The sequence below is a fragment of the Bacillus sp. D48C genome (assembly GCF_053345735.1).
This window is the reverse complement of the sequence record NZ_JBKFAQ010000010.1, coordinates 119,560-145,104: the sequence shown is the minus strand read 5'-3', so window position 1 is coordinate 145,104 and position 25,545 is coordinate 119,560. Positions and strand designations below refer to the sequence as shown.

At 30.5% G+C, this 25,545-nt stretch carries 16 protein-coding genes, 6 pseudogenes and 2 riboswitches; of the genes and pseudogenes, 14 read left to right on the top strand and 8 right to left on the bottom strand.

Annotation, left to right across the window (positions count from 1 at the left end; all coding sequences use genetic code 11):
- Positions 1 to 240 precede the first annotated feature (240 nt).
- Positions 241 to 534 carry an ArsR/SmtB family transcription factor gene (locus ACLBXA_RS21935; protein WP_242297147.1) on the top strand — a complete coding sequence of 98 codons (294 nt, stop codon included), beginning with the start codon at positions 241 to 243 and terminating at the stop codon, positions 532 to 534.
- Between the two features lie 377 nt (positions 535 to 911).
- Here the strand turns inward: ACLBXA_RS21935 and ACLBXA_RS21930 are convergent.
- Positions 912 to 1,655: pseudogene (locus ACLBXA_RS21930) on the bottom strand (right-handed parallel beta-helix repeat-containing protein); the annotation flags it as partial.
- Here ACLBXA_RS21930 and ACLBXA_RS21925 point away from each other — a divergent pair.
- On the top strand, positions 1,621 to 1,989 hold the full coding sequence (locus tag ACLBXA_RS21925; protein WP_242297146.1) for a hypothetical protein: 369 nt from the start codon (positions 1,621 to 1,623) through the stop codon (positions 1,987 to 1,989). The pseudogene ACLBXA_RS21930 and the gene ACLBXA_RS21925 sit on opposite strands and share 35 nt — an antisense overlap.
- 519 nt (positions 1,990 to 2,508) lie before the next feature.
- Here ACLBXA_RS21925 and ACLBXA_RS21920 read toward each other — a convergent pair.
- Both ACLBXA_RS21920 and ACLBXA_RS21915 read right to left on the bottom strand, forming a co-directional pair.
- A complete protein-coding gene (locus ACLBXA_RS21920; RefSeq protein ID WP_447617471.1) occupies positions 2,509 to 3,090 on the bottom strand; it encodes a hypothetical protein in 582 nt (193 codons plus the stop codon).
- Positions 3,091 to 3,200: 110 nt separating this feature from the next.
- The gene (locus ACLBXA_RS21915) at positions 3,201 to 4,454 is read right to left on the bottom strand and encodes an MFS transporter (RefSeq protein WP_447617470.1); all 1,254 of its coding nucleotides are present in this window, start codon (positions 4,452 to 4,454) and stop codon (positions 3,201 to 3,203) included.
- A 950-nt stretch (positions 4,455 to 5,404) separates the two neighbouring features.
- On the opposite strand from ACLBXA_RS21915, the gene ACLBXA_RS21910 reads away from it, so the two are divergent.
- From ACLBXA_RS21910 to ACLBXA_RS21890, 5 genes are all read left to right on the top strand, one after another.
- Entirely contained in the window at positions 5,405 to 7,489 is a 2,085-nt protein-coding gene (locus ACLBXA_RS21910) for an alpha-amylase family glycosyl hydrolase (protein WP_447617469.1), read from the top strand.
- A 180-nt stretch (positions 7,490 to 7,669) separates the two neighbouring features.
- Positions 7,670 to 8,992 (top strand): alpha/beta hydrolase, encoded by a 1,323-nt coding sequence (locus ACLBXA_RS21905; RefSeq protein ID WP_447617468.1) that lies wholly within the window; start codon positions 7,670 to 7,672, stop codon positions 8,990 to 8,992.
- A gap of 27 nt (positions 8,993 to 9,019) precedes the next feature.
- The gene (locus ACLBXA_RS21900) at positions 9,020 to 10,108 is read left to right on the top strand and encodes a hypothetical protein (RefSeq protein WP_447617467.1); all 1,089 of its coding nucleotides are present in this window, start codon (positions 9,020 to 9,022) and stop codon (positions 10,106 to 10,108) included.
- Between the two features lie 161 nt (positions 10,109 to 10,269).
- Complete coding sequence (locus ACLBXA_RS21895) at positions 10,270 to 10,587, top strand: hypothetical protein (protein WP_016082896.1); 318 nt, start codon at positions 10,270 to 10,272, stop codon at positions 10,585 to 10,587.
- Positions 10,588 to 10,625: 38 nt separating this feature from the next.
- Positions 10,626 to 11,978, top strand: coding sequence for an ANL family adenylate-forming protein (locus ACLBXA_RS21890; protein WP_242297140.1), 1,353 nt, complete (start codon positions 10,626 to 10,628; stop codon positions 11,976 to 11,978).
- 183 nt (positions 11,979 to 12,161) lie between these two features.
- On the opposite strand, the pseudogene ACLBXA_RS21885 reads toward ACLBXA_RS21890, so the two are convergent.
- Together ACLBXA_RS21885 and ACLBXA_RS21880 are read right to left on the bottom strand one after the other, a co-directional pair.
- Positions 12,162 to 12,584, bottom strand: a pseudogene (locus ACLBXA_RS21885) (DoxX family protein).
- 110 nt (positions 12,585 to 12,694) lie between these two features.
- A pseudogene (locus ACLBXA_RS21880) lies at positions 12,695 to 13,456 on the bottom strand (hydralysin-2).
- Between the two features lie 1,110 nt (positions 13,457 to 14,566).
- On the opposite strand from ACLBXA_RS21880, the gene ACLBXA_RS21875 reads away from it, so the two are divergent.
- From ACLBXA_RS21875 to xerS, 3 genes are all read left to right on the top strand, one after another.
- Positions 14,567 to 14,779, top strand: a complete 213-nt coding sequence (locus tag ACLBXA_RS21875) for a hypothetical protein (protein ID WP_242297174.1) — start codon at positions 14,567 to 14,569, stop codon at positions 14,777 to 14,779.
- Positions 14,780 to 15,120: 341 nt separating this feature from the next.
- Positions 15,121 to 15,312, top strand: a complete 192-nt coding sequence (locus ACLBXA_RS21870) for a hypothetical protein (protein ID WP_447617466.1) — start codon at positions 15,121 to 15,123, stop codon at positions 15,310 to 15,312.
- Positions 15,313 to 16,397: 1,085 nt separating this feature from the next.
- The gene (gene xerS / locus ACLBXA_RS21865; protein WP_242297138.1) at positions 16,398 to 17,474 is read left to right on the top strand and encodes a tyrosine recombinase XerS; all 1,077 of its coding nucleotides are present in this window, start codon (positions 16,398 to 16,400) and stop codon (positions 17,472 to 17,474) included.
- Between the two features lie 187 nt (positions 17,475 to 17,661).
- On the opposite strand, the gene ACLBXA_RS21860 is transcribed toward xerS, so the two are convergent.
- The gene (locus ACLBXA_RS21860) at positions 17,662 to 18,747 is read right to left on the bottom strand and encodes a phosphodiester glycosidase family protein (RefSeq protein ID WP_447617465.1); all 1,086 of its coding nucleotides are present in this window, start codon (positions 18,745 to 18,747) and stop codon (positions 17,662 to 17,664) included.
- Between the two features lie 157 nt (positions 18,748 to 18,904).
- On the bottom strand, positions 18,905 to 20,233 hold the full coding sequence (gene mgtE / locus ACLBXA_RS21855) for a magnesium transporter (protein ID WP_000735189.1): 1,329 nt from the start codon (positions 20,231 to 20,233) through the stop codon (positions 18,905 to 18,907).
- A 279-nt stretch (positions 20,234 to 20,512) separates the two neighbouring features.
- Positions 20,513 to 20,680, bottom strand: a riboswitch (M-box (ykoK) riboswitch).
- 313 nt (positions 20,681 to 20,993) lie between these two features.
- Positions 20,994 to 21,170, top strand: a riboswitch (M-box (ykoK) riboswitch).
- Between the two features lie 183 nt (positions 21,171 to 21,353).
- Here mgtE and ACLBXA_RS21850 point away from each other — a divergent pair.
- The gene (locus ACLBXA_RS21850) at positions 21,354 to 22,481 is read left to right on the top strand and encodes an FtsW/RodA/SpoVE family cell cycle protein (protein WP_447617464.1); all 1,128 of its coding nucleotides are present in this window, start codon (positions 21,354 to 21,356) and stop codon (positions 22,479 to 22,481) included.
- Between the two features lie 264 nt (positions 22,482 to 22,745).
- On the opposite strand, the pseudogene ACLBXA_RS21845 reads toward ACLBXA_RS21850, so the two are convergent.
- Positions 22,746 to 23,179 (bottom strand): annotated as a pseudogene (locus tag ACLBXA_RS21845) (MarR family winged helix-turn-helix transcriptional regulator).
- 239 nt (positions 23,180 to 23,418) lie between these two features.
- Here ACLBXA_RS21845 and ACLBXA_RS21840 point away from each other — a divergent pair.
- The 3 genes and pseudogenes from ACLBXA_RS21840 to ACLBXA_RS21830 all read left to right on the top strand — a co-directional run bounded on the left by ACLBXA_RS21840 (position 23,419) and on the right by ACLBXA_RS21830 (position 25,516).
- On the top strand, positions 23,419 to 24,186 hold the full coding sequence (locus tag ACLBXA_RS21840; RefSeq protein ID WP_447617463.1) for a polysaccharide deacetylase family protein: 768 nt from the start codon (positions 23,419 to 23,421) through the stop codon (positions 24,184 to 24,186).
- A 172-nt stretch (positions 24,187 to 24,358) separates the two neighbouring features.
- Positions 24,359 to 24,871, top strand: a pseudogene (locus tag ACLBXA_RS21835) (ATP-binding cassette domain-containing protein); the annotation flags it as partial.
- Position 24,872: 1 nt separating this feature from the next.
- Positions 24,873 to 25,516: pseudogene (locus tag ACLBXA_RS21830) on the top strand (ABC-2 transporter permease).
- The last annotated feature ends 29 nt before the right edge of the window (positions 25,517 to 25,545 follow it).

Genomic DNA, 25,545 nt, shown 5'->3' with positions numbered 1-25,545 from the left:
TTTTTTTTTATGGGATTTTTGGGAATGAACAGAAAAGAACCCTAAAATAAGATATATTCTGGTCAAAAAATTAGAGGAAACCAATTCATTAAAGCAGTAAAAAAGCGTTTTAATGAATTGGTTTCCTTTTTGTTTTAAAAAGAGAATATATTTTCTCAACAGGACAAATGGTAATTAGCTATAAGTATTAATTATAAGGATAACAGGAAAATAGAAATAAATAATAAAGGAGAATGCGAAATGATAACATTAATATCTGAAAGAAATCTAGCTGAAATCCAAGAAGATGATGTAGATGTATTAAAAGTAATGGCACATCCTGTTCGATTACAAATTGTAAATGAATTAATACACCATAAAATGTGTAATGTTACACAGTTAACGGAAATATTAAGACTTCCCCAATCCACTGTTTCACAACATCTATCAAAATTGAGAGGAACCGTACTCCGTTCAGAAAGAAGAGGGTTAGAGATGCATTATTATATAGATAATGCTAAGGCACGTCAGATTGTTGAAATTTTAGGTTTGTAGGTTAATAATACGTAAAAGGTTTCCTGTTACAAAGCAGGAAATCTTTTACGTATGTATAACTAATTGTGTGAGAATATCATACCGTAGAAACTACCTAACAATAATTAAATTTAATAGCTTGTTTTATCTTGCCACACATAATTTAACACGATGTATAGGTATAAACTTACAAAAAAGGTTTTTAAATAGAAATTAGATATAACAATGGATAATTGTAAGGGTATTAAAGAAACTAATGAAATAAATAAAATGAAAGAGATGCTTTAGGTATGGTACTAGGGTATCTCTTTTTGTTTTAATAAGGTTAATTTTATTAGTATTCTTAAAGTGCCTATTGCATGTACTTTCTTATAACTTAATACTAATTTAGTATTAGACTACTGTATTAGGTTGAATGAAGGAGTTAATTTGCTAAATATACTATGTTGTTCATTTCCTTCCTGATTCATACTGGCTTGATAAGTTGAAAATCCTTTATACGTTTTTCTTTTCCATTGCCATAAGCCATTATTTTGATCGAATTCACCATAGTAGTGATTGTAATCCAGTTTGTTCCCAGTGTTTCTATTAAAATTATTGCTTATAAAAATACGGCTATTACTTGCATAGATTTGGTTATTGGTAATTACATTGTTCCGGGTATCGTAATTTAATTCGATTTGGCCACTCTCTTGATCTTTTGTATCATTTTTATAAATCACATTGTTCATAATCGTGTTATTTTCTGCATACCCTTGCTTACTGTCATATCCACCAATTGCAATGCCACTCATGGTATTATTAGATATCATATTATCTCTAACAGTAATTTGGCTTGCGCTTTTTCCCGCATGTTCGCTGGCCACGTCAATACCAAGGTCGTTTTCATAGCTTTGATTTTGCTCAATTATAATGTTCTTCCCGCCATCCACGTAAATACCATCAGCTGAGTATTCATTATAACTAGTATTATTAAAAGATGAATTATGATGGACAATATTGTTACGAACGGTTCGATTCCTCGCCTGATCTAAAGCAGCCACTGGAGATACTCCTTTATGTCCAATAAGAACAATTTCTATATTGTTGTTATCATGTAATTTGTTATTGGTAACTTCAAAGGAATCTGCATTACCATTTATTATTCCAGCAGATGGACATGTATTTATATTAGAAAAAGATGTAGAAGATACTTTTGCAGTTAATGGAAAAATTAAGTTTATTCCGAACGCAAAATTAACACTACGTCAATTTGTTTCAAAGAAAAAAACAGATGGACAGTTCTCTAGCCCATCAGAAATTTTTGATCCTATAAAAACAACACAGGTTAAAAATTATAATAAAACTACTTCAACTGCTAATTATAATTATGATGAAAGGTATGCTGTTATTGATAATGTAACAACAAGTACCTTTTATGTAGGTTCAAAGACAAGTAAAGCCTATCCTCACCCTCGTGTTGGTGTTAATGAATGAGAAGCACCTATATGGTATCTAGAAAATTCTAACCCGACGCTTGAAGGGAACTATGGAATTGTTTATGACTTTCAATTTAAAAATGCGGCAGGAAAGAAAATTAGAATTAAGCCTGAAATTATATCAGAAAATGATAAGTCAACTGATCCAGAGAAATTCCGGCCACTAGCATTTTATTCACAAGTAACGTACTGGACTTCAGGAAGTTGGAAAAGTACAACCAAATTAACTAAACCTGATCAATATCATTATATAACTATTCAAGCAGATCAACATGTGAAATTTATATTACCAGGAGGTAATAATAGCAATAGCCTTTTTGAAATTATAGAATAATGTTTTGGAAGTTAGAATTAAATAAATAGACAGAGTCATATTGTTGATGCCTATTTTGATTGAAAATGTAAGAGAATAAAAAAATCGTCAGTTGCTTTGTTAAAGGCTGACGATTTTTTTATATAAATTTCTAAAGAGTGTAAAATTAAAGAAATTAAATAGGTATTTGGGACTATATTTGTTTTAAAGAGATTGAGGTGAATCTAATTTCATTGAATCTATCATAATTTTAATATTTTTTGAATTACCTTTAACAGATAGTTTCACTTTTTCAATTTCCAATGTTTTTGAAAAATCTTCATTTCCTATTGAACCAATTAACTGATCTAATTCATTAGTCCATGTAATGTTAGTAGCTTGAATCATTGCCTTGATCGTAGGTATATCTGCGTAGCCAGTATACATAATTCCATCAATTGCTTTTCCGTTTTCTCCTAACATGACACTTACCCATTTCATATCTTGATCTAATTTATCTACTTCTTTAGGGTAATAAAACCTATATGTATTGGATTGCTTTTCTCGTTCAAGATTAAATGGAAGAATTTCAATACCTTGTGTTGATAAATTACTCTTAATTTTATTATAGTTCTTTAAATATTCTTCTACTGTCATATGTTTAAGTGCAATTTTTTCTTTTACATCCACTGGTTCTTTTTCGGGTGCTTCTATTTTGTTGAGAGTATCTTTGTGTTCTATATCTGTGCAACCTAAAAGGCTAGCCGCTATCAGAAAGGTTACGAGTATAAGTATTTTCCTTCGCATAAAAATCTCTCCTTAAGTGATATAGGGAAAATGTCGAAAGAGTTGATATTCTTAACAATTTCGGCATTTTTTAAGTTTGGATACTTAATGTTTTTTATAACGAAAAAGAATCATTTATATGATCTAATTGATTTAAGAAAGAACAGTACAATTAGTCCTGAAATAAATAATAAGACCCCATTTATTAATAAGATTAATGGTGGACCATATATGTCAGCGAAAAATGAGGAGATTGCTAAAGCAACTGGTGATGCAATACTCGTAAGAGAACCAAGTGTTCCAAAAGTCCTTCCCTGTAAATCAGGATCTACCTCAACTTTAATAATCACATTGACAAGCAATGTACAAAATGAAAAAAGTATTCCTAAGAGGAGAATTAATGGTACTGCATAAAGAACAGATGGAGCAAAAGATAGCCCTACAAAGATTGGAGCTAGTAAAACCATGCTAAGGATTATCCACCAACCCCGTCGATGTAACTTATTATCAAAAAAGATAATAATGCCTGCACCTAACATATAACCTATTGGAATGCTAGATTCAATTATCCCAAATTCAATCGGATTTGCCTTCCACACTTTTACAGACATTACTTGAATAAGCATTAATGAAGCAGTGAAAAATGTGATTAAAGTAGGCGAGAGTATAATAACAGATTTAGCAAAAGGGTTCTGCCATATATACTTGAATCCTGCAACAAGGTCCTCCTGAAATGAATTTTTGATTCCTGTTTTTTTTGTAGAATTAGGAAACTTTCCGCTTAACAACACTAAAATAGCGGATAAAATAAAAGTAACTGCGTCAACTGAGATAGCAATGCTACCACCAAATGCTGCAACTACAACTCCTCCTATTGCTAGCCCTGAAATACGGGATATATTATCTGCTACATTTAATACTCCAGTAGCTTGTTGAACTTTGTCTTTTCCTACAATATCAACTAAGGAAGCATGGAATGCAGGAGACTGAAATAATCCTGCACAAGAAGTAAGGGCGGTTAAGATAATAATAAGAATGAAGGGAGTACCGGGTATTGCAATACAAAATGCGATGCTTAGTATTAAAAGACTTCTTATTATATCTGTTATCCACATTAGTTTTCTGCGATCTACCCTATCTGCGACAGTACCTGCAATGGAAGAAAACAACATGCTCATGACCATATGAGTTATGGCAATTGTAGACATTAATTTGGCACTTCCTGTTGCTTGCAGTACCCAGAGGTTTAAAGCAATACTGTGAAATGAATTTCCAAACATTGATAAGGTATAACCTGTAAATACAAAAGTAAATGTACGATTTTTCCATAATGTCTTTTTCGAAGAAGCAGCAAGAGCGGAATCTAATTCGACCCGTTGTTGCATAGTATTGTCACCTCACAAATTTAAGTATTTAATTTATAAAAATTTGTTTGCAAACTAATAGTGGTGAACATTAGTAATCAAGTGAATTAGATGATTCATTAAATGGAATCTAATTGTAAAAGAGCTATATTAATATAACATATTGTTATTTTGAGGTAAAAACGGTAGGTATGAAATGGATTTAAGTACATACATGTTGGAAAAATAAAACGCAATATAAATTGACCATAGAAATCTTAGAATGTAAGTGGATTTAAATTGTTATGAAATTAAATTACGAGAAAATATCTACTAATGGCATTATTAAATTTGTAGAAGTACATCTTTAATTAAGAAAATTTCAAATAGCATTTAGGAAGGAACATTTTAACTGTACAATACTGTTTTAAATTTTATATAAGATTTTTACAAATAAAATATTTCTCCAGATTATTTTGAAATTTCTTTACGGCTTTCCCCTAGGTTTTTAATCTTTGTAAGAGCGGAATCTATATTTATATTTTATAGTTTATTTTGGAATATAAGATTGGTATTAGTAGTACAAATAGTATTTTTATTAATAATCTAGTATTTATTTTTAATACTCCTCTCCGCATAAAGTTTTACCAAATATTTTCAGGTGAATATTACCAAATAAAAAATGTTTTGTCTATGTATTTTATTGGGGCTATATTTTGTAAGCATAATTCTATGTAAGAATTTTCTATATTCACCCTTCCTATATAATGACATTTTTTCCCTTACTTCGACATAAATCAAATGGTACAGTTTATAGGACAAATATAGAAACCACTTGTAGACATTATTTTGTATAAAAAATTGAGTCGAAACATGAGTTACTAGTTAGGGGGCGAAATATATTGTAACTATTTTTCAAATAGTACTTAAGGGTAGAGTGCTAAATGTTTGAAAATAGCTGGTAAATGCTTCTATGGGATGGAGGTTGTCATTTGAAAGAAAAAGATAAGCTTAAGATGAAAAGGAACAACGTTAATTTCTCTAAAGATATAATATATCAAATTGTAACTGACAGATTCCATAATGGATGTCCATCATATAATCCAAAAGGAGAGTTATACGATGAATCTAGGGAAAATAAAAAGAAATACTTTGGTGGGGATTGGATAGGGATTATTGAAAAATTAAATACAAATTATTTTACTAAACTAGGTGTGACGTCATTATGGATATCACAACCGGTAGAAAATATCTTTACACCAATAAATGATTTGGTAGGAAGTACTTCATATCATGGGTATTGGGCTCGTGATTTTAAAAGAACAAATCCTTTTTTTGGGACATTTGAAGACTTTCAAACCTTAATAACAACTGCTCATGCAAAAGATATAAAAATTATTATGGATTTTGCACCTAATCACACTTCACCTGCATTACATGATGATGTAACCTATGCTGAAAATGGTAGATTATATGATAATGGATTGTTACTTGGTGGATACGATAATGATTACAATCATTATTTTCATCATAATGGTGGGACGGATTTTGAAGAATATGAAGATGGAGTTTATCGTAATTTATTTGATCTTGCAGATCTAAATCACCAAAATATAGCTATTGATTTGTATTTTAAAGAAGCTATTAAACTATGGCTAGACCAAGGGATAGATGGTATACGAGTTGACGCAGTAAAACACATGTCATATGGCTGGCAAAAAAGTTGGCTAAATTCAATCTATAATTATAGACCAGTATTTATTTTTGGTGAATGGTATATCAATCCGAATGAATATGACCATAGAAATGTTCATTTTGCAAATAATAGTGGTATGAGTTTATTAGACTTTAGTTTTGCTCATAAAGTGCGTGAAGTTTTTCGAGATGGAATGGATTCCATGCATGGGTTACACAAAATGATTAAAGAAACATATCAAATTTATAATGATGTGAATAATCTTGTTACTTTTATTGATAATCATGATATGGACCGTTTTCACATTAATGGACAAAGTAAACGTAGAATAGAACAATCATTAGCATTTTTGTTAACTTCAAGGGGAATACCTTCTGTATACTACGGTACAGAGCAATATATGGTTGGAAATGGAGATCCGAACAATCGTGGTCAAATGGAATCTTTTGATGTGAATACAGATAACTTTAAGATAATACAATCTTTATCTTCGCTTCGTAGTTTAAATTATGCACTTCCATATGGAAATACCAAAGAAAGATATATAACGGATGATATTTATGTATATGAAAGGTACTTTGGAAGTGATGTGGTATTAATAGCGTTGAATCGAAATTTAACAGAAGGATATGAAATAAAAGATGTTAAAACACTTCTTCCTTCTAGAGAGTATACGGACATATTAGATGGCCTTTTAGATGGTGAAGCAATTAGAGTTGAAAATAATAATATAGATTCATTATGGCTTGGACCTGGGTCAGTACATGTTTGGCACCATAAAGGAGTAAATAGTATACCTTTAATAGGAACTGTGGGACATAAAATGACAACAGTTGGTCAAATAATTTGTATTGAAGGATGTGGCTTTACTTCTAAAAAAGGATCAGTATTATTTGAGGAAAAAGAGGCGGAAGTTGTTTCATGGTCATATATTAGTATAAAAGTAAAAGTTCCAGCAGTGAACGATGGTAAATATGGAATTACTGTTGTAACAGATACAGGAACTAGGAGTAATATCTATAAACATGTAGAGGTCTTAAATACAAAGCAAGTTTGTATTCGATTTGTTATTGAAAATGGATATGAAATACCAGAGAGTGAAGTATTTATAATAGGGAACACATATTCATTAGGAAATATGAATCCTTGCAAGGCAGTAGGGCCATTTTTTAATCAAATAATGTATCAATTTCCTACTGGCTATTTTGATATAAGTGTTCCGGCTGATACCTTGCTTGAATTTAAATTTATTAGAAAAATCAATAACAAACTATTTATTGAAGGCGGGGAGAATCATAAGTATCAAACTCCCGGTTTTGGAACTGGAGAGGTGGTTGTAAAGTGGCAGACTGCAGAAAAAACCATCTTGGTGGAGTCTTAAATATATAAGTCTACTTTTCTACAATTGTAATTAAAACGGAGGATTTCATTCTGGTAGCTAAAACAAAATCTTATACTAAAAAAATCCTCTTAAAAGTTAATAAAGGATAAGGCTTTAAAGCTAAAAAATTTGAAGAGAACTGTATTAATGCAAGTGAAAAATAGAAAGTTGGAGGTTACTATGGAACGAACTTCTAAAGTGATTACGATTGAAAATTTTCATTCTGAAATACTTAAGAATAGTAGAAAATTATTTATATATTTACCACCTGGTTATGAAAGCAATTCGGACCAAAAGTATCCTGTATTATATATGCATGCTGGGCAACGATTGTTTGAACCAGTAGTAAAAAATGATGAATCATGGAATGTTCATAAAACGACTGATATGTTAATTTATGAAGGTAAAATTCAGGAAATAATCATAGTAGGTATAGCACATAAAAGAATTATAGAAAATAATGAGTTTTGTCATTTCATTTCACCAGATAAACATATAGAATGCTCAGGTTTATTATATGAAAAATTTATAATCAATGAGGTGAAACCTTACATTGATGAAAATTTTGGAACATTAACTAATGCTGAAAATACAGCTCTAATAGGGTCATCAGCAGGTGGCTTATCAACTTATAATATTGGTTTCCGCAATCCTGAAGTGTTTGGGAAAATTGGGATGTTATCTCCATTCTTTGTGAAAGTTGAAGATGATCATTCGGAATTAAAATTATATGAAATGTATGAAGGAAAAAAAGACTTGAAAATATGGATGGATATAGGTAGTGCGGAAGGTTTTTTCTTGGTAAAACATGTGAGAGATATTGCAGAAACTTTATTGAAGAATGGTTACAAATATAGAGATGATTTAATTTTTTATCAGGATCCAAATGGTGCACATTTTGAGAAAGACTGGGGAGAACGTATGCATCTACCATTAATATATTTCTTTGGAGATGTTGGTAATATAGTTAATGTTACATTAGATGGTCGAGATATAGTTGGATTAACTGGAATGAAAGTGAAAATTAATCCAATTGTTACGTACGATAGTGGTTTTGAAATGAGTGTTTTAGATGGTGTATTTTTAGTTGATAACTCAGATGTGCTAGAGGTTATGGGGGATGGAACAATTATACCTAAGAAAATAGGAGAAGCCGAAGTTACCTTTGTGACAAAAGGTGTAAAAGGAATACCTAAAAAATATAAGGTAATAGAAACATTATCAGAATTTGTAGATGTTTCTGTAACAGTCGAAGTACCTGAAAATACACCAGTTGGTGAACGAATTTATATGAGTGTAGGCATGATACTAGATAGAATAGAAAAAAATCGTTTTGCAGGGAATTTTAAAGTACCAAGGGACCTTGCATGCAGGTTTAAGTTTTCAAGAGGCTTTAGGCTCTTTGAAGTGGATAAATTAGGACAACCTATTCCAAATAGAAAATTTAAAGCTACTAAGGACTTACAGTTGAATTATACTGTTGAGAACTGGATAGGGCTGTAAAAAAATAAATACGGGGTGAGTGCTGTAGTGAAAATGAAAGAATTAATTCCAACTTTTGATGTCCCTTATTATTATTCATGCTATATACCAATTCTTCACGATAAATTAAAAAGTATGGGTAGCATTAGTTACATGAGTTTAATAGCGAATGAAGAGTTATATAGTATACCAGCATATCGTATGGATACTATCACATCGGTACCTTCTGTAGCAAGATATACACAGTTGTTAGAATATAATCAAACATTTCTTGTGGAAAAACATGTATATTCTAATTTCGAAAAGGGGCTTCAATATATAAAAGAATGTTTGAATCGTCAAGAAGTATTTATTGCCTTAGGAAGCACCTTTTTTCTACCATATAGTAATGATTATTTGAACCCCAAATTTATAAAAAGTCATATAGATGTCCATACGGATAAATATGTTACAGACCATTACCTTGCAATTAACAAACTTACAGAAGATAGAGTATTTGTTCAAGATCCAGTTCCTAATAAATTTATGGGTGAGATATCAATGGAGGATTTCCATTCTTTTTGGAAAGGAGGAAAAGCTATACCTGAATTGGCTCAAGCAAAAGGTATAGAAAGGATTTCATCTTACTCATCAATTGATGTAATTATACAAGAAAAAATAAGCATGAAAAATCTTAGAGATATTTTTTTAAGAACACTAAAAAAAATATCAAGTGAGTATGTTCGAGGTTTAGTTATGCAAAAAAACAATAAGATATATTATTTTGGTAAGATTGCAGCCCTTGAACTTAAAGAAAATATAAATAAAGATTTTCATAAACAAAGAAATATGTTCCCTTGGTATTTGAAATGTTTATTTGATATGAGATGGAGTAGATATTTTTTGTATGACTTACTTATAGACATGAACGAGTTATTTAAAGATAAATTTATTCATATTACTAGTGAGTTAATGGATATAAAACAATCATGGGAAAGACTTTATAAGATTGCACATATTAAATTATTAAAAAAAGATAGTAACTTAAGTGATCTCGAATCTTTTAATGTGATAATGATGGATATTATTAATAGAGAGTGTGTCTTGCATGAGAATATTTTATTTCTTCTGCAACATAATTATAGTCTTCAATCTTAATAGGGAAGAGATAATTGGGAGAAGTAGAGTAAGGCTACTACGTATACTGACAAACTTTATCAGTAGAAGAAGTGTATTTAGTGTTCATGTTATACAGTACTAGAGTTGCTGGAAGGGAATCTTCATAGTAAAAAGATGATTCATAAAAGGAGTGTATTTACTTGAAAGATACAAATAAAGAAAAAATTATTCAGATTGTATTGTGCTGTGTTGAAGAAGTGAATGAAAATCTTGAAAATAAAATTGATCTTGAAAAAGGCTTGAAAGCACATCTTTATGATTGGGAGGGGTATTTAGATTCGTTAGGGCTGGTATCTTTACTGGTAAGTATTGAACAAGGCTTAGAAGATGAATTGGGTTTATCAGTTGATTTGGTGAATTTAGATACAATGTCACAACATAATAGCCCATTTAAAACAATAGAAGCATTAGTTGCGTATATTTTAGAATGCCAGGAACAGTTAAAATCTCTAACATAACAAAATATTAAAGAAGAACATTTAAAAGGAGGTTAGGTATGTATATTGATTTTTTATTTGAAAGGTTTGAAATGAATAAAGAATGCGAAGCCATTGTTTGGAAGGAGAAAACCTACACATATGAGTGGTTTCTAAATCAAATAAAGATTTATACAAGGGAGTTAAATGAACATCGAAAGATAGATTATACAACAGTCGCTTTGGAAGCTGATTATTCTCCATACTCTATAGCAATGTTTTTAGCACTTATTGAATTAGGATGTACTGTAGTACCAATCTTAAATTCTTTGGTTGACAGTAAGAAGGAAGAATACTATGAAATAGTTGAATTAGAAAATGTAATTAAAGTTGAAAGCGGAAGCTTTGAAATAATCAATAAACAAAGGGATTACATTCAAAATGAATTATTATTACAACTGAAAAAGTTAAAACATCCAGGATTAGTATTGTTTTCATCTGGTACAACTGGACGTAGTAAAGCAATTGTACATGATTTTACATTACTTCAAAAGAAGTACAGTGTCGCAAGGAGTGCAAAACGTGTTATACCATTTATGTTATTTGATCATATTGGAGGGGTTAATACTCTCTTCCAAATTATTTCTAGCTTAGGGTGTTTGGTAATAATTGATGATCGTACCCCTAATCGAGTATGTAACATGATTGAGAAACATCAGGTACAAGCTTTACCTGCATCACCAACTTTTATAAATTTACTTATACTGAGCGAGGTTTATAAAAAGTATAATTTAAATAGTTTACAGACTATTTCTTATGGATCAGAAGTTATGCCTGAGGCTACACTAAGTAAAATAAACGAAATATTTCCTCATGTTAAAATTACACAAATGTATGGGTTATCAGAATATGGGGTTTTATATTCGAAATCTAAATCTAATGACTCTTTGTGGATCAAACTAAGTGATGAGAATATTGAGTCAAGAATTGTGGATGGAATGTTGCAGATTAAATCAATGTCTACAATGATTGGTTATATTAATGCTCCAAGTCCATTTACCAAGGATGGCTGGCTTATGACAGGAGATATGGTGGAAGTAGATGGAGATTATATTAAAATTTTAGGAAGAAAATCAGAGATTATAAATATTGGCGGAGAAAAAGTATTTCCAGCTGAAGTTGAAAATGTAGTACAACTAATGGATGGAGTAGAAGAGGTTGCTGTTGTTGGTGAAAAAAATGCAATCACAGGACAAATGGTTAAGGCTGTAGTTAAATTAAATACAAATGAAAGTGTAAGTGAATTTAGAAAGCGATTAAGAGAGTTCTGTAAAGATAAACTACCATTATATAAGATTCCACAGAAAGTGGTATTAACAACTGAGAAAATGCATACAGAGCGTTTTAAAAAAGATAAGAAGGTATTTATGTAACCGAAAGTTGAAGTCCTTTTTATACAATAATTTAAAATTAAATTATAAACCCCTTATATTTTGAAAAGAAATTTTCAAAATATAAGGGGTTCTTTTTGTTTTTTTCGGATCTAAATTGAGTAATTAATATAAATAAGCTTCTCCGCAAAATAAGAATTTACGTGTTGAGGAGAAACTTTATGTTTATAGAGTTTGTTGTTGTTTATTATTACAATTCGATAGAAAGCGATCTAATGAAATAGATTGACTTTTATTTACTACAAAAAATAAAGAAACAGCCAATAATAATAACTAAAATTCATACCCTCCTATAAATCCTTGATCAAATTTTACAGTAATAATGGCTCTTACCATAAGTAAAGAAAATAAGGTTGAAATAATTCGTGTACAAAGCCCCAGAATAACTAAAATTCCACCCACTAGTTCAAGAATTGCTACTGGATATGCAAGCCAATCAAATATTCCTAGGCTGTTGAAGAAATTTTCCGTATAATGAATGCCATCTTGAAATTTTATGAGTCCATGTGCAAAAAAAGTTAACCTTAATACTAATCTAATAATGAAAAAACTTAACTCATTTTTGTTTGACAATTGATTTTCCTCCATTCAATGATTTTGAAGTCCTTTTAGCTATAGATTTTTCCTTTTCCTTATTCTAATTATCTATATATGATATAGAATCAAAAAACAGTATATTTTTTTGATTTGCAACTTTACTACTTGATCACTTTTTGTTTATCGGAATAAGGTTCTATCCTTTTAATATTTATTTCTATATCATGAAGTGCTGTATTGTTAATGGATTCTTCAATTATTCCAAATGTTTTATTTAGGATGTGACCAGCACTTTTAAACCCAACATAATGTCCACGAACCATACGTGGAAAACATGCACCAAACATGCCTTGTACTGTTATAATTGATCGGAAATGTAGAACCTCAGTAATTAATGTTCCTATCATTGCTATTTTCATTTTACTATTTGGAGGTACTTTAATAGAATGTTCAATTGAAGGAGAGGTATGAATTGCTTTTGAATTGCTTTCTCCTACAAAAGTTGAAATATTAAATTCATTACCCGATTGAAATTTACCTGCAATGATAAGGTCTGATTTTAAAGTTAAACCTGTAATAGATTTCGAAGTCCAAGATTGTATATTGGCTCATTGTTCTTTTATTGTGACTACAATCTCTTTTTCTTCATTATTAGGATTACATACAAATTGTTCCTGTAGGGTTATTTTATCTATTGAAGGTTTTTCAAGATCTCGAAATATAAAAGGTCCCAGCATTTTATAACAAGCGTGATCATAACATTCAGTAATAGCGGGTTTATTATGAATTGGAAACGTCTCATTATTTACTGCAATTTCATCAGGAAGTATTCCATAAAGATCTTTAAACGCGTCCATTATGGAATCTGTAGTTGAATCTAATGAATCTAGATCTGAAAAAGATAATTTTTCTTGTATAATCATACTAATGCTCCTTGCCTATTTGTGTATTTTATTTGTTTGATCGTGGTCAAAAAACAATAAAAATATGAAGAAGAGATAAATTAATTAATAGTTTGACAGATACAATAATCAATAACTTTTGAGAATAAATTCCATTTTATGATGGGGGATTCCTATCAATTAATACTCGTTAGAAATTTATAAATATTTGATTGAATTTTAGGGAAATAGAGGTTGTTATTGAAAATCAAACTAAGGATAAAGTTATGGAACGCATTAATAAACGGATTATTAAGGATGGAAAATAACGGATAAATAGCAGAGAGATGAATACGAATGAAAGAAAATCTTGTGAATCATAAAGAATTTAAGAGTTAGAGGTATACATAACAGCACAGATAAGGTTGAAGAAACGTACAAAAGGTTATATCAACTTTAGCTAAATGATAAAAGCCCTGCAGGGGATGCAGGGCAAGACTAAGGGTATTGAAGAATTGTCGATTCTATAAGTAAAGGACTTCTTGGAATGTTATAAGTTTAACACGTAATATATTAAAATAATATATAAAGATGTTACGTAAATGTGAATGTAAAGAACTCAGATGAAAAACATGAAAAAGTTGATAATCCATAGAAGTTATAAGGGATTATGCTTGTAATGGAGTCTTTATATAGTAAATAAGACAGGCTTTTGTTTGTCATAATATCCGTGAATCTAGTAGAATGCACCGCCTAATAGACAGGTTCCTGGATATTACGATGCATGAAAGCATCAAAAAAGCCCGTACAGAAGCACAGGCCGGTTGAAACACATATCGGTAACTAAATATTAACAGAAATACTTAGTAAGTACTATTGAAAAAATAAAAAACTGCTTTTCCCCTAAGACGGTTTGAAGAAAACACATATAATAAAGCACTTATATTATACCAAATATTTTCTCGTACCTTAAATTAAGGAGGAATGTGGAAATGATTGAAAATCTAGTGTTAATTGGCAATCATCATTATTCATCAGCCAATAAATGCTATTGGAAATTGCGAAAGGTATTCTCAAGAGATTTATTAAGGTGATGAGTATTTTTATTTTGATGGTGATTATACACATAACTCAACGGAATGAGTTGACAAAATAAAATTGCTGAAAACTTTTAAAGAAGTGGATATTGTAGTAATTGTTGAAAAGGTTAAAGATAAAAATTTTGAAAAAGATGATGTGCAACTTCATTTAGTGGAGATTACTATTAATGTTAAAGGAAAGAATATCGGGTATAAATCGGCTTCAGCTAGTATATTTATTGATTTAAAAAGTCTATCAATAAAGCTATTCAATATTAATATATAGTATATATTAATCATCCAACAGAAGTGCTTTTTTACTTCTTTTATAGAATCTACACATTAAATATATATTTATACGCATTGCATTGTTACTACAAGCTAAGAAATAGTAATAAAAAGACGGTACTGATGAAACAGTATAAAAATAAAAAGAATCCTAATAGGGGTAATTCTTTATGAAAGTTGAGCATGACAAACCTCCTTGGATATATAGGATATTTTAATATATTGTTGGTTTATTTAAAAGGAAAAACATAATTTTGTACATTGGATTGGAGGATATCTATATAAATAGGTAGAATCTAATTATTTGGTTCACATTTTAATCCAAGGGGTACAAATTCGATGCGACATGAAAAGGATTTGTTGAAACAATGGAAGGCGGATTTGCAAGCTATTCAAGAAGAGAAAAGGCTGAAGAAGAAGGCTAAGAAAAAGAATAAGAAATATAGCATTCCAGGTAATACGGCTGACTTCATGGATGGTAAGAATACTTATCGTAAAGATAATGGGGTATGGAAGCAAAGAAAGAAATAAATAATGTGAGGATAAATAAGTTTGATCAAGTTTATAGCAATTATAGGAGGCGCTGTCGTAAGCTGAGAGGCGTCTTGTTTGTTGTTAATATTACAAACAAATGCACACAAAATTAAGATGCCCAACGAGAATGAATAGATCTTGCTAAACAATGTGACGTATACAACTGTTCATATTATTAGGTGTTGGCTGTATCGTGTTTGGTATTGTTATTATGTAGAAAAAAGAGAATGGCGAGCATCTAAATAGGATGCTTTTTCTTTGTTATGTAGAAATCATAAATTAAACGTCAAATTAAATGAGAGTTCACTTTATATAAATGTACTTTTTATCTTTACCTTATTTTAATGTTCCGCATAAGACAGAATCATTATAAAATAAAGGATTCCATATAAAAACTTACTCTATAGAAATTAAAATCCCTAATTCCATAGGGTATTTCTAGCATAAAGAGAGAATATCGGGATCAACGAAATTCAAAATAGAAGAGCGGTGATTTCCTTATCTAAAAAAACACAAAGAAAGTTCGCGCGAAATACCAATTTTACGAATAATAAGATGTATAAATAAAAATCTAATACGGTATTTAGGGATTTCGAGCTCGTTATCATGTAGCTCTGTATATTGGTATGTATCTATATAATTCATGCTTTATATAGAAATCATTAAATGTTAAGTTAGTCATTAATATTTTTTATAGTAAATTACATTTTAATTTATAAGATTATTTCTTAAGTTCATCTAATTAACCCCTCATAATCATGCTTAAATTAGCCAATTCATGTTAGATACCGAATTTTAAACTGTTTTCATATATTGATTATTTGTATGAATTTATATATATAAATTGTTTTATTTTACATACATTTATATGTAGTTTTTACACTAATTTTTATAGCTTAATACAGATTTATCACGTGCTTATCTATAATTTTATTAGAATGACTACACTATCCTTATTTAATTTCGATTATATTCTAGCATCCCATAATTTAATTATGTAAATAAGTATGTGTAAAAATTGAATTTAACGCGAACTTGTGTTCGTATCCATTTTCTGTTATAGTATATATGAGGTGATTTTTATGGATTACAGTAAACAACGTCAAAAATCAGTACATCGTAAAAAATTATATGAGAATTTAAATGAAATGCCCTTTTACATAGAAGAATTTGTGGAGTACAAAGAATTGCATGATGCCTCTCCCTCCACCCTACTAAATTATGTATATGATTTTAGAGTCTTCTTTAATTGGCTATTATCTGAACAAATTATTGAATTTAAGCCCATTAAAGACATATCCTTCTCTGATTTGGAGAATTTAAAGAAAAAAGATATTGAGAACTTTATGAGATTTCTAAAACTACAACAAAACATGCAGAATTCCTCTGTTAACAGAAAAATTTCGGCCTTAAAGTCTTTATTTAAGTACCTCACCTCCCTATCAGAGAATGAAGATGGAGAATGCTATTTTTATAGAAATGTAATGGCTAAAATTGAAATACATAAAGATAAAGAAACATTAAATGCTCGTGCAAAACGTATGAGATCTAAAATATTCCATAATGATGATGATCAAGAATTTCTGAATTATGTTAAGTACGAACATGAAAAATCTTTAACAAAACATCAGTTATTCTATTTCCTAAGAGATAAGGAGCGTGATGTAGCTATCCTCTCTCTCTTTCTTGGTAGTGGTATTCGTGTAAGTGAATTGGCAGACCTCCGCATGGAAGATATAAACTTAAAGGAAAGACTAATTGATGTAATCCGAAAAGGAAACAAAGAAGATTCCGTTTGGATTACCCCAATTGCATTAAATGATCTTGAAAAATATATGGAGATTAGAGATAACAAATATGCTCCAGGGAAAGAATTACAAAATGTATTCTTATCGAAGTATAAACATACTGCACAGCCTCTTTCTGTTAGGGCTATCCAAGATATAGTAGAAAAATATACTAAAGCCTTTGGCAAAAAAATGTCTCCTCATAAATTACGACATACATTGGCAAATAAGTTATATATGGAAGAAAAAGACTCATTACAAGTGATGCAGCAACTTGGGCATACCAGTCAAGATACAGCTTTGCTATATACACAACTTGGGGAAACAACTATTAAAGATAGTTTAGGCAGAATAGGAAAGAATAAAGAATAAGGGTTTAGCAATTTTGTATTGCTGAACCCTTATTCTTTTCCCTATCCAAAAACAACAAGGGTTTAAACATTATATATATATTTCTCTTGAAATGTAGTTTTATTATATAAAAAATACATAATATAAATTTTACATTAATTGGTTTATAAAACATTTCATATTTACTACATTTGCTTCTTTTTACTATTTAATTAGATATAATATTTGTATCAAATGTTTTGGAATTTACTTTTTCTCCATCTATCTTCATATTTATTTTCTGTTTCGGATTTGCTGTTACCACCCAAGCATTCGGTAAATAACGATCTTCATGTGATAATGTAGAAGGTGAATTTATAACCTTTCCGCCTAAATATAGCGTAGCAGAAGAACCTCCATCCATAGCCATTGCATTTACTGCTCCTTTTTCATATAGAATATCTTGACACTCTTTTAACGTAGCCCCTATACTATGCGTCTGTCTACCGTCAATGACTAGAAACATAATTGTACCATCTTCTTTTTGGGCCATAATACTTCGCGGAGCAGAACCCCAACCACCGTCTCCTTCTGTAATCATTTTTTCTCCATTTACAATTAACTGTGGCATAAATCCTGCTGCTGAAACGATTTGTTTATCCAGAAGTTGTTGGGTAGAATAATTTCCTGTTATCATTTGCCCAAACTTTGTTAAACCCGTAATAATTGTAGGGGTATTTCTATCCATATTCGTATCAATAGCTTTCCCATTTTCTATTACTATGCCAGTTGCAACATTTCCTCCACCCCTTCCTGTTTCATCAGCAAATCCACTTGCATTCACAGCAACAAGTGCATGATTACGTTTTGCCATTACACTAATTTTTTCTCCCCTGTTAGCACCCTGTGTTCCTTGATGGCTAACGAGTTTAACATTGAAAGGATTACTAATAGTGACTAACTTTCCTTCGAATAGAAAGCGACTATCTTTATTACTTTTAATTGTTTCTACATCAATTTCTAATGGCTGACTTTTTAATTCTTCTAATCTTTTTCCTACTATTTTTTTATAAATATGCTCATCACTGTTTGACCATTTCGGATGATTAATTCTATCTTGCAGTTTATCTAGTTCCTTTTGGGATAGGAATGTATATTTCGCATATTGTGGATGCTGAGAAGTTAGTATACTCCCAGCGATTGTTATACGAAGCTCTCGGCCATAGCTAGTACCAAATAATATTCCTATGCCAATAATCATTAAAATAGAAAATAGAAGCAAGATTCTTTTGAAGATTTTCCTTAGATGTTTCATAGTTTTATCCTCCAGCATTCATTACATTCAATAAATCCATTAAAATATTATTTATCTAAAGACAAAAGTGTTTGATTTTCTCATTACTAAATTTCCCACTATATTTTAGTAATCAAGGCAAAATACTTATTCCAAATTTGTTTTTTTTAGTGTATATTTACAAATTTAATAACGTCTTTGCAACCATGAAATAAATTACTAATCCTGTTCCGTCAACAAATGTTGTAATAAATGGACCTGAAACAACTGCAGGATCCAGTTTTAATTTTCTTAGAATTAAAGGTAAAACAGCTGCAACAAGAGAGGCCCAAATAACAATAAATAATAAAGTGATTGCTACAACTTGTGCAACTTCTGTTCCAACACCTAACATATAAGCACGAGTGAGTCCAGCTACCGCAAGTGCAAGTCCAAGAAGCATACCAATTGCAAGTTCCTTTTTCATTACACGGAAAATGTCTTTAAATTTCATCTCTCCAATACCAATTGCACGAGTAATTGTTGCTACAACCTGTGTTCCTGTATTCCCTCCAGTACCTACTAATAATGGAACAAAGAAAGCAAGGGCAACTACAGTTTCAATTTCGTCCTCAAAATACTTTAATACTGTACCTGTATATGCCTCAGCAACAAAAAGAAGTAATAACCATGGTAGACGTTTTAAGAAAATGCTCCAAATGCTAGCTTCAAAGTAAGATTGATTTAATGGTTCACTTCCGCCTAACTTTTGAATATCTTCTGTAGCTTCTGCTTCCATAACATTCATTACATCATCAAATGTTATGATACCAATCATTTTATTATTTGCTGTTGTGACAGGTATTGCTGCTAAATTATAATTGAGTAGCTTTTTTACAACTTCTTGCTGATCAATTTCAGCTTGTACTGAAATTACCTCTTGAATCATGATAGTAGATAATATCTCTTCATCTGGTGCTAGTAATAACTCATGTATGGAAACGATTCCCTTAAGATAACCGTGATTATCAAGAACATAACTATAAGATATTGATTCTACATTTTTAGAATTTTCCCTAATGTACTTTAATGTCATTTTTACTGACCAATTTCCTCTAACTGCAACAAAATCACTTGTTACAAGACTTCCCGCCGTTTCAGGTTTGAAAGTCATCAATTTTTTCACGTTATGTTTTGTAATTTTATCTAGATACGCCATTAATTTAGCCTGTTTTTCCGGATGAACCGCTAGAAGTAAATCCACTAATTCATCAATCGGTTGTAAATTTAGCAACTTTTTGGCTTTATTTTCAGATAAGTGAATTAAGATATTATATTTTTCTTCTGCACTCATATATTGAAGAATTTTAGAGCTTTTTAATACAGGTATTGTATTTAGTAATATGACTTGATCTTCAATTGAAAACCGTTTTACTTCTTGCGCAACATCATACGAAGGAAGACGTAAAACCTTCTCTGCATCTAAATTTTTTGGGGTTACAAGTAATTCATTTAATAATTTCTTCATGTTAACTCCTCCTCATATTGCTAAGGGAGACTCTAGAGTTTCATGAGTGGTTTTGTTTTATTTTATCTGTCTTAGATTTTTTATTAGAGCAATAATAGTTACATTGCAATCAATTCATTAGTTAGAATTACCTCCTTTTCGAATATAGACAAGATAAAAATAAATAAAATTAAACAGAAAAACCTTTACTCAAAAAGGAGTAAAGGTTTTTTCACAATACAAATAAATGATTATTAAGACCGCCCTGCCAAAATCACAGAAGTGCCTTTCTATCAAATCGTATACCACTCCCTCGTTGAGTTTTAGCACTGTATAGCATAGGTTTTTATAACCAGCTACATTAAGAAGGGCCTTAATCCGACCGTTCCTGTTGACCCATTGGCGTCTCTCGACATTTTTGGGCAGCAGCGTTTCTCTATACAGGAGCCTCACCTAACAAAGATTATTGAATTACTTCAAAATTTAAACCAGAATTTAATATTTGTCAACTCACTTTCAATTCCATTCTTAAAAAAATCTTCTTTTATGATTAAAATCTGCTTTACTGTTTATCAAATTTATATGGTTAAACTACTTAATCAAACTATACGCTACAAGTCTAAAATATGTACTTATACGGAATTATTACATACATTTTCTCACAACATTTTTCAAAGGATCATAACGCTATAAAACATATAATTTTAGCAATACGGTTACTTGACAAGAAAAAAATATATATTTATGCTTGCTACACGAAACAAATACATAAAATTTATATTGCTGAACCTGTTAGGTGAGGCTCCTATACAAACACAGGCTATTGCCCAAAAATGTCGAAAGACGCCAATGGGTAGAACAGGAATTGTCGGGTTAAGGCTCTTCTTAAGATAGCTAAGTGATGAATTGTCATTACTTTACGTTGTATAGTGCCAAAGCTCTACTAGGGGGAAAAGCCTTATTTAGTCATGCCATTTTAAATCCCCCTAGTATGTAACTAGGGGGATTTTTGCGTAAGAAAATAGGGTGTAAGCAATAAAATCTGCCTAAACAAAATCCTATTTAGTAATTGACGAGAACAAGATTTTATTCATTAGCAAATGTAATATTATGCTTTGTTTTAAATTAGGAGGATATTAAAATGAAAAAAATATTAAAACTCGATTATCTATTGCTCCTCCCTCTATTCATAACATGTACTTTAGGTATTATCATGATGTATAGTGCGAGTTCCATTGTAGCTGTCCAGCATTACGGTTATAAAAGTAGACACTTTGTTGATTCTCAATTAACAAAGCTACTTTTAGGAACAATAGGGTTCGTAGTTTGTGCTATACTCCCATATGAAATATGGAAAAAACGAATAGTCTCAATCTTTATTATGGTTGGGGGGATTTTTTTATTAATTATGGTTTTATGGAAAGGAAAAGTGGTAAATAATGCTCAATCATGGATCTTTGGAATACAGCCAGCTGAATTTCTTAAATTAGGAACAATACTCGTAACAGCCCGTTTTTTTGCATTACGACAAGAACAAGCTAAAAATAGCTGGAGTGGTAGCGGAAAACTTTTATTTTTTTTAGCTACAATTTTTTTTCTCATCTTTAAACAACCAAATTTAGGATCAGCAATTTTAATATTAGGTATAGGTTTTAGCATATTTCTTTGCTCAGGAATAAATATAAATCTACTAATCAAAAGAACTTCCATCGGTTCTATTTTGTGGTTCCCTGTTTTATATTTTTTAATTCAATATAGTTTGTCAGAAGTTCAAAAGACACGTATTACTACGATTTTCAATCCCTTTTTTAATGAACAAGGAAATGGATACCAGCTTGTAAATTCTTTTATTGCCATTGGCTCTGGAGGAATTACTGGTCTTGGATTTGGAAATAGCATACAAAAAACAGGTTATCTTCCGGAACCACATACTGATTTTATAATGGCAATAGTTTCTGAAGAACTAGGATTTATTGGTGTATTTATTCTATTGGCTGGAGTTTTGACTATAGTACTTCGCTCTTTAAAAATTGCACAATTATGTGTAGATCCATTCGGCAGTTTTATAGCAATTGGTATAGGATGTATGATTGGTATGCAATCTGTTGTAAATTTAGGTGGTATTACGGGACTATTTCCTCTTACAGGTACTCCATTTCCATTTGTAAGTTTTGGTGGAAGTTCTTTAATGGTCAATTTAATAGCAATAGGAATATTACTTAACATTTCAATTTTCAATAAAATAAGATCCCATCCTAGAAATATTTAACTTATAAAGTAAGCAAACAGTTTTAAGTTTATCTTCCCTTTTTATTTAGCTAGGTGTTTTAAAACATGCAAAGGCATATGTCGTTATAGTTCTTTAGCAAATCAAATTAGCATTTTAGTTATCCCATTAAAGGGTGCTTTAAAAAAATAATAAAAGCCTAATTTCTCCCTTATTACACTGAGAAATTAGGCTTTTATATTTAAATTTTCTTAACTTTTTAAATCCGTATTTTTTCTATTTCTATTTAGAGAGTGCTTTGAATTTTCAAGAACGTAAAGAATTTAATATGCTTTTATGCATATACAATAATGTTTGAATTTCTGTTTCCTCAAGCTGTTCTAATGCTAATGACATTGCTTTATAGGAAGTAGAATTTTCAATAGATTTTTGTGATATTTCTTGCCCCTTCATTGTTACTTTCAATTTTATCTCTCTACGATCTTCAGATGAGGGATTTCGTTCGATTAACCCTAGATTGACTAATTCATCCACATTTACACTCACGGTACTCTTAGGTACTGAAAGTCGTTCTGAAATACTTTTAAGGGTAATATTAGGAATTCCATAAATTGTGTTTAAGATCCCCATTTGTTGTACTGTTAATCCTAAACTAGAGGCATTTTGATTTCTTTGTTTATTGCTACAAATGACTGTACAACTTCTGCCCCTATTTTGAGGCTTTGATTTTTTTGTACCATTGTAGTAACTTCCTCTCTTTACATATAGTTCATCTTTGTATTATTCAAACCTGAACTATTTTATCATGGACTTCTTTCAGAGAAAAGTCAATTAACCAAATTCTATATAAAGCTGCTTAATTCTAAAAGAGGATTTTGTCACATTTCCAATAAGCTACTATTTTTTAATTTTTGATTAAATAATTTAATAATAACTACATAAACTAAACTTACTTGTATCTAATAGGAGTGTATTAGTTGTGGAAAAAAATTCTATATTCCTCATTTTTTTTATAATTTCTCTTTGTTTCAAACCAATATCTATTTATGCTTTTACAGATAGTCGTAAGGCATATGAAAAAACAGGAAAGGTAATTTGGGAAGTAAATACAAAGGAAAAAATAGTTGCACTAACATTTGATGACGGTCCTCACCCTGTTTTCACCCCTCAAATACTTGATATATTAGCTAAATACAATGCAAAAGCAACCTTTTTCGTAGCAGGTAATAAAGTAAAAAGGTTTCCAACTATTTTAAGAAGACAAGTAAAAGAAGGACACGAAATTGCTAATCATACTTATAATCACATTTATGATAAAAACCTTACTGCAGCTAAATTAACATCAGAATTAAACAAAACGGATGAAATTATCAAACAAATTACTGGGTATAAACCAAATCTGTATCGTCCAGTTGGAGGGTTACATAATGATTTAATCATTAATACAGCCATACAAAATGGTAAACTTGTGATCTTATGGTCGTGGCATCAGGATCCCCATGATTGGAGAAGTCCAGCAGCTAGCAAAATTTCGGGGCATATCATAAAAGGTGTGCAGCCTGGAAATATCATTCTACTTCATGATTGGAATGGTAGCGAATTTTCTGAGATATCTCAGACAGTTGAAGCATTAGAACGCATCCTAATCCACTTTAAAAACAATGGTTATACATGTGTCACCGTATCTGAACTGCTCTATCGTTCCGTAAAAATGATCCCCTCTATTTTTAACCCTTTTTATCAGTGAATCTGGGTTTATTTACTTTCTTCTTTTTAAATCTATAGTACTATAGTCTTTTTTATTACATTTAGAGATATTATAGACATTTTCATAATGATTAAATCAAGCTGTCGATATCTTAATTTCAAACAAACTTTTAAAATATTTTATCGCATAGAATAGACAATATGTAGTAGACATCATTATTATCTATTTCTCGTTAAAAGATGTTACTTTTAGAATTAATAACGGCTGTATAATGGGGTTTATCGGTACCAATGGCTCTGGGAAAACCACTACAATTAAAGCAATCCTTAGTCTAATTTTAAAAAATTCTGGAAAAATTAATTTTTTAGGAAACGATATGGATAAGCATGAAAGAAAGTCCAAAAACAAAATTGGTATTGTGCTAGATGAGGGATATTTTTATGATGGATTAACATTAAAAGAAATGAAAAATGTCATTGCTCCTTCTTATACTGATTGGAATGAACCCGTTTTTCAAGATTACATTATACAGTTTAATTTAAATCTAAAACAAAAAATTTCTAACTTATCCAAAGGGACGCGAATGAAATTTGCAGTTGCTTTGGCTCTATCCTACCACGCAGATCTATTACTAATGGATGAGCCAACAAGTGGCTAGGATCCATTAATACGAAGTGAATTAATGGATATTCTCCTTAATTTTATGAAAGAACTGGGAAATAGCTATGCTAATTAACTTAGTAATAAAAGACTTTATGTTAGTCAAAAAATATTTTCTAATTTTACTCGTTTTTGCTGCTATTGCTCCTATTTATCTTTCTACACAATTACAATTAAATGATGGCGGCCTTGTTAACTTTCTTTTAACAGTGATTTTGATGGAATATATTCTGTTCGGAACAGTATCCAAATATGAGGATCAGTACAAGGGAGCTGCTTTACTTTGTGCAACTCCATATACACGAAGCGCATTTGTAAAAGCGAAGTATCTTTTTCTTTTTGTAATTTTTATCTGTGCATTCATTATCCGTGTATATCAGTAATCGCACCATCAGGTATAGAAAACCTAAGTGCTAGTGCTCTTGGAATAACGTTTCTAACTCTAAGTATTTTATTTGGGATACTCCTTCCTGTTCAATTTAAATTTGGTTATGATAAAACAAAAGTCATATCACTTTTAACTACCTTTTTAATACCTTTTGTTGCTCCTACTCTTATACGAGGTCTACAACCAAGTCAAATTGATTTTAAAATTATCTTTCCATTCTCACCAACTGTCCTAACATGGATGCCTTGTTTTAGCTCAATTGTTATTGGTCTTATATCAATGCTACTATCTCAAAAAATATATGCAAAGAAAGATTTATAATTTAAATTTTCTCCGTGATTAACTTATTT

Excerpts from the sequence above, each read along its gene's own strand:
- ACLBXA_RS21935 (WP_242297147.1), top strand. The coding sequence starts at position 241 with ATGATAACATTAATATCTGAAAGAAATCTAGCTGAAATCCAAGAAGAT.
- ACLBXA_RS21920 (WP_447617471.1), bottom strand. The coding sequence starts at position 3,090 with ATGCGAAGGAAAATACTTATACTCGTAACCTTTCTGATAGCGGCTAGC.
- ACLBXA_RS21915 (WP_447617470.1), bottom strand. The coding sequence starts at position 4,454 with ATGCAACAACGGGTCGAATTAGATTCCGCTCTTGCTGCTTCTTCGAAA.
- ACLBXA_RS21905 (WP_447617468.1), top strand. The coding sequence starts at position 7,670 with ATGGAACGAACTTCTAAAGTGATTACGATTGAAAATTTTCATTCTGAA.
- ACLBXA_RS21890 (WP_242297140.1), top strand. The coding sequence starts at position 10,626 with ATGTATATTGATTTTTTATTTGAAAGGTTTGAAATGAATAAAGAATGC.
- ACLBXA_RS21870 (WP_447617466.1), top strand. The coding sequence starts at position 15,121 with ATGCGACATGAAAAGGATTTGTTGAAACAATGGAAGGCGGATTTGCAA.
- xerS (WP_242297138.1), top strand. The coding sequence starts at position 16,398 with ATGGATTACAGTAAACAACGTCAAAAATCAGTACATCGTAAAAAATTA.
- ACLBXA_RS21860 (WP_447617465.1), bottom strand. The coding sequence starts at position 18,747 with ATGAAACATCTAAGGAAAATCTTCAAAAGAATCTTGCTTCTATTTTCT.
- mgtE (WP_000735189.1), bottom strand. The coding sequence starts at position 20,233 with ATGAAGAAATTATTAAATGAATTACTTGTAACCCCAAAAAATTTAGAT.
- ACLBXA_RS21850 (WP_447617464.1), top strand. The coding sequence starts at position 21,354 with ATGAAAAAAATATTAAAACTCGATTATCTATTGCTCCTCCCTCTATTC.